Source organism: Amycolatopsis sp. NPDC051061 (assembly GCF_040682935.1).
Lineage (GTDB): Bacteria > Actinomycetota > Actinomycetes > Mycobacteriales > Pseudonocardiaceae > Amycolatopsis.
In genome coordinates this window covers 1,187-1,871 of the sequence record NZ_JBFBBZ010000140.1, presented here as the reverse complement: position 1 = coordinate 1,871, position 685 = coordinate 1,187, and the positions used below count along the sequence as shown (strand labels likewise).

The 685-nt window shown below is 75.9% G+C and carries 1 protein-coding gene; it reads right to left on the bottom strand.

Annotated elements, in window-relative coordinates:
* Positions 1-614 (bottom strand): hypothetical protein (locus AB0N03_RS52240; protein ID WP_364388971.1); only part of this gene is annotated, 614 nt, incomplete at its 3' end.
* Positions 615-685: the final 71 nt, after the last annotated feature.

Sequence of the window (685 nt, the reverse complement as noted above, 5' to 3'; positions counted from 1 at the left end):
GTCTGGTAGGCGTCCGACAGCAGCTGCCGGGCCCGGGCGACCAGCCCGTCGGCGACGTCGGCGGGCAGCTTCGACGACCCCAGCACGTCCCGCGCCCGCTGCCACCGCTGCAGCACCCCGGCCGGCAGCGAATCCGCCACGCCCGGCGGCAGCGCGCCGGTGCCCGCGCCATCGGGCCCGGCGACGCTGCCGTCCTCGGCCAGCGCGATCCGGTCGCCGGCCAGATCCCGCGGCACACGCATGGGTTCATCCGGAAGCGCGCCGGCGGGCACGGGCAGGCCGTAGGTGGTGGGTTCGACCCAGCCTTCAGGGTGAAGGGCATCCGCCGACTGGTGCCACACCCCCTCGCTACCCGGCGTCGCCGGTTCAAGCTGCGGCCGACCGTCCGCGGTGAACCCGCCGACCGGGGCGTCGTCGGCGCTGTCCCCGTCGTACGGGGCCGTCCGCGACGACGCCCGGGCACGCGCCCGTGCCCGCTCAGCGCTGCCGGCGCGCCCCGGGGAGACACCCCGCCCGGGCGCGACGGCACCCGCCGCGGACGACTCGCCGAGACCGTCGAACGCGCCGAAGAAGTCGTCAACGCCAAACCCGGAACCGGCGGCGTTCACGTTCATCGTCTCCAGGTTGCGGAGAAACTCGTAGTCCCCGGCCAGGGTAGGCGCGCCGTCCCCAGCGAAGCCGAACC